Raw genomic sequence first — 6,367 nt, forward strand, 5'->3', positions numbered from 1 at the left:
AGCCCCGTCAACCCCAATACTGCGCAAACCGACTGGATCACTGTCAGCAACGTCCATCGCCTGCTGGCATTGATCGTGATCGGTGCCAACGTAGGCGGCGTGCTGAACGCACAGCTATTGCAAGCACTCGACACCACAGGCACCAACGCCAAACCAATCACTGGTGCCAACGGCCAAGCCAAAGCGCTGACGCCGATCACCATCGGCAATGCGGCCAACCTGCAGGCGCTGATCGATTGCTCGGTCGATGAACTCGACACCAACAACGGCTACGCCTTCGTGCAATTGCAAATCACGCTCTCCTCCGTCGGCCCCATCGCTGCTGAACGCACAGCTATTGCAAGCACTCGACACCACAGGCACCAACGCCAAACCAATCACTGGTGCCAACGGCCAAGCCAAAGCGCTGACGCCGATCACCATCGGCAATGCGGCCAACCTGCAGGCGCTGATCGATTGCTCGGTCGATGAACTCGACACCAACAACGGCTACGCCTTCGTGCAATTGCAAATCACGCTCTCCTCCGTCGGCCCCATCGCTGGTCTGCTGCTGGGCATCAATCCACGTTTCGAACCTGCCAGCGCTCTCAACGCTGCATCCGTCTTGCTTGCAGATCACCGGCTGATCTTGGATCTGCCCTCATCGATACCGTTCACCCCAACCGCTCCACCCTTATCAAAGGAGTTTTTCCATGGACCTCGTCCGCTATTTCACCGACTTCTTCCACGTCAACGGCGCAGGCCCATGGACCTCGTCCGCTATTTCACCGACTTCTTCCACGTCAACGGCGCAGGCATGCATGCAATGCGTCAAGTACGCAAAGGACCAGACCTATCCTGCCAATGACGAAACCCTCGCCCACGTCGAAGCCGGACACGCTCAGATTGTGGTGATCGATGTCACCGCCACACGCACCGACGCCCCACAGACCGACCAAAGTCCGGTGCCCGGATCGGTGCCGCAACACGCCAGCGACACCGACACCTCGGCACAGACCAGCGCAGCAACGCCGGGCCAAGCCACTGACAGTGGTGTCACTGTCACCAGCATTGCCAGTACCGACGGCGCGACCGCAGCCAATGACCCCAGTGCCACAGCCCCCAACTCGGCGGCAACGCCGTGTGCTGACTACACTGCGGTTGCAAACCCAACGGCAATCGCCGACATCACGCCCACCTCAGCAACCGACACCGCGTGTGTCACCGCCGAGGTGGCAGCGTCTGCGCCGGTCAACACGCAGGACACGGATGCATCAACGAGCGCACCAACTGCACCAACCGATCTGCCTGCGACCACGCCACCGGATAACACCTCGGCAAGTACTGCCACCCCAGGCTGATGCCATTCCATCTGGTGACACCACCGGCAGTGGATGCCTTTACGGGCATCGCCGAGCCGGTCTCACTGGAGCAAGTCAAACTGCACCTGCGCGTGGACGTCGCTGAGGACGACGCGCTCATCCTGGCACTCATCAGCAGCGCCAGGCAGATGGCCGAGACACTGACCAACCGTCAGTTGCTCTCGGCCACCTGGAATCTAGTGCTGGACGCTTTCCCAGGTCCGAGCCTGATGGGCGTGCCGGCAGGTACGACTTACTCCATCCCCGAACACGCCATCCTCATTGCCAAGGGGCCGGTGCAAGCCGTGACGTCAATCGTCTACCAAGACATGAATCGCAATCTCGTCACGCTGCCGCCCACGGACTACGTGGTGACCTCCACCGATGAGACCAGACCTATCCTGCCAATGACGAAACCCTCGCCCACGTCGAAGCCGGACACGCTCAGATTGTGGTGATCGATGTCACCGCCACACGCACCGACGCCCCACAGACCGACCAAAGTCCGGTGCCCGGATCGGTGCCGCAACACGCCAGCGACACCGACACCTCGGCACAGACCAGCGCAGCAACGCCGGGCCAAGCCACTGACAGTGGTGTCACTGTCACCAGCATTGCCAGTACCGACGGCGCGACCGCAGCCAATGACCCCAGTGCCACAGCCCCCAACTCGGCGGCAACGCCGTGTGCTGACTACACTGCGGTTGCAAACCCAACGGCAATCGCCGACATCACGCCCACCTCAGCAACCGACACCGCGTGTGTCACCGCCGAGGTGGCAGCGTCTGCGCCGGTCAACACGCAGGACACGGATGCATCAACGAGCGCACCAACTGCACCAACCGATCTGCCTGCGACCACGCCACCGGATAACACCTCGGCAAGTACTGCCACCCCAGGCTGATGCCATTCCATCTGGTGACACCACCGGCAGTGGATGCCTTTACGGGCATCGCCGAGCCGGTCTCACTGGAGCAAGTCAAACTGCACCTGCGCGTGGACGTCGCTGAGGACGACGCGCTCATCCTGGCACTCATCAGCAGCGCCAGGCAGATGGCCGAGACACTGACCAACCGTCAGTTGCTCTCGGCCACCTGGAATCTAGTGCTGGACGCTTTCCCAGGTCCGAGCCTGATGGGCGTGCCGGCAGGTACGACTTACTCCATCCCCGAACACGCCATCCTCATTGCCAAGGGGCCGGTGCAAGCCGTGACGTCAATCGTCTACCAAGACATGAATCGCAATCTCGTCACGCTGCCGCCCACGGACTACGTGGTGACCTCCACCGATGACCTCCACACGTATCACACCGATCTTCGGCCAGACCTGGCAACCAACCCTACCGCAGATCGGCGCGGTCAATGTCCAGTTCCTCGCAGGTTACGCAGACTCCACCCAGGTACCCGAGGGCATCAAACACTGGATCAAGTTGCGTGTGGACAGCCTCTACAACCAGCGTGGCGAGGTGGCATTTACGCGCGGGAACATGAGCAAGCTGCCTTACGTCGATGTGCTGTTGGACCCTTACCGGATTGTCTTGCTATGAGTGAAGCATTCCTGCTGCCCGATACCGGAGAACTCAATCGGCGCATCGTGATCTGTCGCTGGACGGACGCGCCGAACATCAACTTCAACATCGACGCGCTCTTCGATGCGGCAATCAGCCGCTGGGCCAAGGTCGAACCCATTCGTGGAATCGCATCACGCATGGGAGTCACCACCGCCGAAGAGCCCACGCACTATTTCTGGGTGCGCTACAGCACCGAAACGACAGCCGATTACTTTTCGCAAGACCGGGTGATCGAGTACCGCAGGCATCGCTATCGCATCCTCGATGCACAAAATTTCCAGGATGCGGACCTTTTCATCCGCATCACCACCAAGGACCTGGGCGTCATCGATGCGATGGTGCTTGGCGCTCCCATTGCCTGAGAACGACAATGGTGTCACCTGCACTTTTAATCTGACCAACCAATGCATAATGGTTAGTTGCGCTCATCTAGAATAGAGATAGGACGGCCAACATTAAGCTGCGCCATGGCACATCAAGGGGGGCGCCGGTGAGTGCAAAAACTACGGCAATGAGTACAAACCGAGCATCGCGCGACATCAGTGCGTGCAGCCGTGCTTCGTCATCCTTGAAGGCACAGTATGGCGCTGCAGCCCGTTGGGCGAAGCGCTCCAGCCCCTTTGGCGGCGATTCATTGGGGTTGGACATGTTAACTATCCTCTTCCTGGCTATCACCAGCCTTCTTGATTGCACGCCGCTTGGTTTTTTCTGGCCTGACAGTTATATTTTCCTTGGGCTCTTCTGATTCCTGGCACTCATCCTCGCCCAGATCTTCCAGCTTCTCTTTGTATTCCTGCAAGTCACGTTTTGCGCCAATTTCATTCAAGCGTTCATCAAAACGATCTACCAGGGACTCTTGCAAATGGCCAGCCTCCTTAAGTTTATTGAGCGCAATATTAGGGTTTAGAAGGAGGACGTAGTGGAAATCCCCACTTGTGCCTTTCTTTGATCGAATGAAACCAAGCTCCCTAAGCTGCTTCATGCGGCGGCGCCAAGTGTCGCTCGCTCGCTCTCCGGTGAAACCTGCCTCTGCAGCGTATGTGGTTGGTGAATCAATGACGATAAACGGATGGTCTGGAGCGCGTGCCCAAAGGCAAAAGAGGGTATGCCCCCCTGGATTGCCCTTTGATAGTGCGTCAATTGCCTGCATAGCAATGGGGAGCGTGCGCGGGATGGTCGAATACCCGTCGTTTTCCTTCCGGTTCCATAGCGGTAGCCGATCATGGTCTGGGAAGTGCTTTTCCATTTGTTCTTTGGCGCGTTCGACCATGGTGAGGCGCTTGGTCTGGATTTGCTTCTTCGTTGCCATGGCTCATCGCGTGTTGTTCGACGTGACCATTAAGCACCAAGGATGTTCGGATTGATACCCGTAAGTAAGCGCCAGATAGTGCACTCTTACCCAATTTTTGACAGCCTTTTACAGCCTCATCCCCAGCGTTTCGGCGCGCCTGACTAATCTGAATTGCGTGATTCCACGCAATTTTTCCATGTACCATGTAATTTCCATACATATATAACAATGCTTTATATCAGAGATGCGGTGCTCGAAGTTCTCCAAGTGCTTGCGTGCTCGTGGTGCTCTATGTACTCCAGGAGTGGGGGGCGGGGGAGAGGGCGTTTCGATCTGCGTGGCAGAAAACACAAGGGCCCCGCAGGGCCCTTACCGAGATACCTATCACCTCCTCTTGCTGCCACGCAATCGTTAACGGCCGAGGTTATTGACTCGTCTCATATAACAATGCTTTATATCAGAGATGCGGTGCTCGAAGTTCTCCAAGTGCTTGCGTGCTCGTGGTGCTCTATGTACTCCAGGAGTGGGGGGCGGGGGAGAGGGCGTTTCGATCTGCGTGGCAGAAAACACAAGGGCCCCGCAGGGCCCTTACCGAGATACCTATCACCTCCTCTTGCTGCCACGCAATCGTTAACGGCCGAGGTTATTGACTCGTCTCACGGCTAAACCCATCAAGGTGGGTCAACTCTAAGTTGCTGATCAGCGATCAAGGTGGGTCAGCTTGAGGTTGTTGTTGACAATGGAACACGACAGTACACAGGGACAGATCGCCGGCATACAGCTATACGTCGGTTTGAAATTTCATCGCACCATCGACTACGACCGCAAGGCCATGCGCCGTGCCTTGGTCAAGGGCGCAGCCGTCGTGCGCAAGGAGGCGCGCACCCTAGTGTCAGCACGGGTAGTCTCCGAACCTGGCGAATTCCCCGGCCAAGTGACCGGTGCCATGCGTCGCGCAATCGGTGTCATCGGCAAAGGCTCCAAGGGCGGCTGGATCAAGGTGGGCGTGCGTGCCATCCCCGGCAACTTTTATTACCCGGCCGTGCTGTTCTATGGCAGCACGACACGCAACATCCGCGCGCGCGGCAACTTCATGACCACCGCCCTGGCCAATCGCGGCAACCAGATCCGCGAACAAGTACGTGATGCGCTACGCCAGGCGCTGCGTCCTCGCTGAGACCGGCAGACACCATGCAGCTCGAACGCATCGTCGCGCAATTGCGCGCGCTGTGCCCATCGTTGAGTGGCCGGGTGGCCGGTGCCGCTCAATTCAAGCCGGTGCAAGAAGCCAGCGCACTGCCGGTCCCGTGCGCTTTTGTGATTCCGCTGGACGACAGGCCCGAACCTCCGACGGCCCTCAACGCCGTCGGACAGGACATGACCGACAGCTTCGGCGTGATCGTGGCACTGACTGGATAACCGGACCGACGAAAAGGGACAACATGCCTGCGACGGTGTGCATGCCATCCGAGCCGAAATTTGGCGTGCCCTGCTTGGCTGGGTACCCGGCCCCGTCCGGACCGACGAAAAGGGACAACATGCCTGCGACGGTGTGCATGCCATCCGAGCCGAAATTTGGCGTGCCCTGCTTGGCTGGGTACCCGGCCCCGTCAACACCGTCAATCCGGCAACCGACTACAACGGCCTCTTCTATGAGGGCGGTAGCCTGCTGGCGATGGATCGCGCCCGACTTTGGTATCAGTTCGAATTCGGCGCGCACATGTGGATTGGTGCCAGCGATGGTTGGGAAGCCGGTGCATTGAGCACGTTGCCCACCTTCGGCATCGAGGATGCTCAAGGCCAATGGTTACCCGGCTCGGCCGTCAACCTCGACGTCGACGTCGGCACGCCCATCTTCGATCCCACCGCCACCTATCCGGCCAACCCCAACAGCGATCTCGCACAGTCCACCGTGCCCGCACCGCGTGAGCACGGGCCGGATGGGCGCGTTGAATTCAACCTTTCCGTTCCGTGAGTTGATTGATCGCACAGGTCTGCAACGTTGTTCATCACCGCCCGCCACGGCTGCAGGTCGTCGCGGGCACTTTGCATTGGAGCCAAATATGTACGCCATCGCACAGGTCTGCAACGTTGTTCATCACCGCCCGCCACGGCTGCAGGTCGTCGCGGGCACTTTGCATTGGAGCCAAATATGTACGCCATTCC

The 6,367-nt window shown here is 58.9% G+C and carries 10 protein-coding genes; 8 read left to right on the forward strand and 2 right to left on the reverse strand.

The features are described from left to right. Window positions 1-337: 337 nt before the first annotated feature. From XANALMUS060_RS20210 to XANALMUS060_RS19165, 5 genes are read left to right on the forward strand one after another with little or no spacing between them, the layout of a single operon-like run. Window positions 338-847: a hypothetical protein gene (locus XANALMUS060_RS20210; protein WP_152640574.1), complete on the forward strand. Its 510-nt coding sequence runs from the start codon at window positions 338-340 to the stop codon at window positions 845-847. After that, window positions 801-1,340: a hypothetical protein gene (locus XANALMUS060_RS16325; RefSeq protein ID WP_045739347.1), complete on the forward strand. Its 540-nt coding sequence runs from the start codon at window positions 801-803 to the stop codon at window positions 1,338-1,340. Before XANALMUS060_RS20210 ends, XANALMUS060_RS16325 begins: the two co-directional genes overlap by 47 nt. Continuing rightward, window positions 1,340-1,798: a head-tail connector protein gene (locus XANALMUS060_RS17805; RefSeq protein ID WP_082065218.1), complete on the forward strand. Its 459-nt coding sequence runs from the start codon at window positions 1,340-1,342 to the stop codon at window positions 1,796-1,798. The genes XANALMUS060_RS16325 and XANALMUS060_RS17805 overlap by 1 nt, the downstream gene beginning before the upstream one ends. Then, the gene (locus XANALMUS060_RS16335; protein WP_045739348.1) at window positions 1,795-2,244 is read left to right on the forward strand and encodes a hypothetical protein; all 450 of its coding nucleotides are present in this window, start codon (window positions 1,795-1,797) and stop codon (window positions 2,242-2,244) included. The genes XANALMUS060_RS17805 and XANALMUS060_RS16335 overlap by 4 nt, the downstream gene beginning before the upstream one ends. Continuing rightward, window positions 2,244-3,272 (forward strand): head-tail connector protein, encoded by a 1,029-nt coding sequence (locus tag XANALMUS060_RS19165; protein ID WP_082065219.1) that lies wholly within the window; start codon window positions 2,244-2,246, stop codon window positions 3,270-3,272. The genes XANALMUS060_RS16335 and XANALMUS060_RS19165 overlap by 1 nt, the downstream gene beginning before the upstream one ends. Before the next feature lie 67 nt (window positions 3,273-3,339). Here the strand turns inward: XANALMUS060_RS19165 and XANALMUS060_RS20215 are convergent, their stop codons facing one another. Both XANALMUS060_RS20215 and XANALMUS060_RS16350 read right to left on the reverse strand, forming a co-directional pair. Beyond that, window positions 3,340-3,558 (reverse strand): hypothetical protein, encoded by a 219-nt coding sequence (locus tag XANALMUS060_RS20215; RefSeq protein WP_152640575.1) that lies wholly within the window; start codon window positions 3,556-3,558, stop codon window positions 3,340-3,342. Window position 3,559: 1 nt separating this feature from the next. Next, a complete protein-coding gene (locus XANALMUS060_RS16350) occupies window positions 3,560-4,219 on the reverse strand; it encodes a hypothetical protein (protein WP_200894083.1) in 660 nt (219 codons plus the stop codon). Window positions 4,220-4,940: 721 nt separating this feature from the next. On the opposite strand from XANALMUS060_RS16350, the gene XANALMUS060_RS16355 reads away from it, so the two are divergent. From XANALMUS060_RS16355 to XANALMUS060_RS17810, 3 genes are all read left to right on the forward strand, one after another. Next, a complete protein-coding gene (locus XANALMUS060_RS16355) occupies window positions 4,941-5,378 on the forward strand; it encodes a hypothetical protein (RefSeq protein WP_045726749.1) in 438 nt (145 codons plus the stop codon). A gap of 14 nt (window positions 5,379-5,392) precedes the next feature. After that, entirely contained in the window at window positions 5,393-5,620 is a 228-nt protein-coding gene (locus XANALMUS060_RS16360; RefSeq protein ID WP_052688232.1) for a hypothetical protein, read from the forward strand. Between the two features lie 133 nt (window positions 5,621-5,753). Next, window positions 5,754-6,176, forward strand: a complete 423-nt coding sequence (locus XANALMUS060_RS17810) for a hypothetical protein (protein ID WP_235430578.1) — start codon at window positions 5,754-5,756, stop codon at window positions 6,174-6,176. Window positions 6,177-6,367: the final 191 nt, after the last annotated feature.

This window comes from Xanthomonas sp. MUS 060 (assembly GCF_000963215.1).
Classification (GTDB): Bacteria; Pseudomonadota; Gammaproteobacteria; order Xanthomonadales; family Xanthomonadaceae; genus Xanthomonas_A.

What these genes read in the sequence shown, in the direction of transcription:
- XANALMUS060_RS16350 (WP_200894083.1), bottom strand. Translation starts at nt 4,219, where the DNA reads ATGGCAACGAAGAAGCAAATCCAGACCAAGCGCCTCACCATGGTCGAA.
- XANALMUS060_RS19165 (WP_082065219.1), top strand. Translation starts at nt 2,244, where the DNA reads ATGCCATTCCATCTGGTGACACCACCGGCAGTGGATGCCTTTACGGGC.
- XANALMUS060_RS16325 (WP_045739347.1), top strand. Translation starts at nt 801, where the DNA reads ATGCAATGCGTCAAGTACGCAAAGGACCAGACCTATCCTGCCAATGAC.
- XANALMUS060_RS16360 (WP_052688232.1), top strand. Translation starts at nt 5,393, where the DNA reads ATGCAGCTCGAACGCATCGTCGCGCAATTGCGCGCGCTGTGCCCATCG.
- XANALMUS060_RS17805 (WP_082065218.1), top strand. Translation starts at nt 1,340, where the DNA reads ATGCCATTCCATCTGGTGACACCACCGGCAGTGGATGCCTTTACGGGC.
- XANALMUS060_RS20215 (WP_152640575.1), bottom strand. Translation starts at nt 3,558, where the DNA reads ATGTCCAACCCCAATGAATCGCCGCCAAAGGGGCTGGAGCGCTTCGCC.
- XANALMUS060_RS16355 (WP_045726749.1), top strand. Translation starts at nt 4,941, where the DNA reads ATGGAACACGACAGTACACAGGGACAGATCGCCGGCATACAGCTATAC.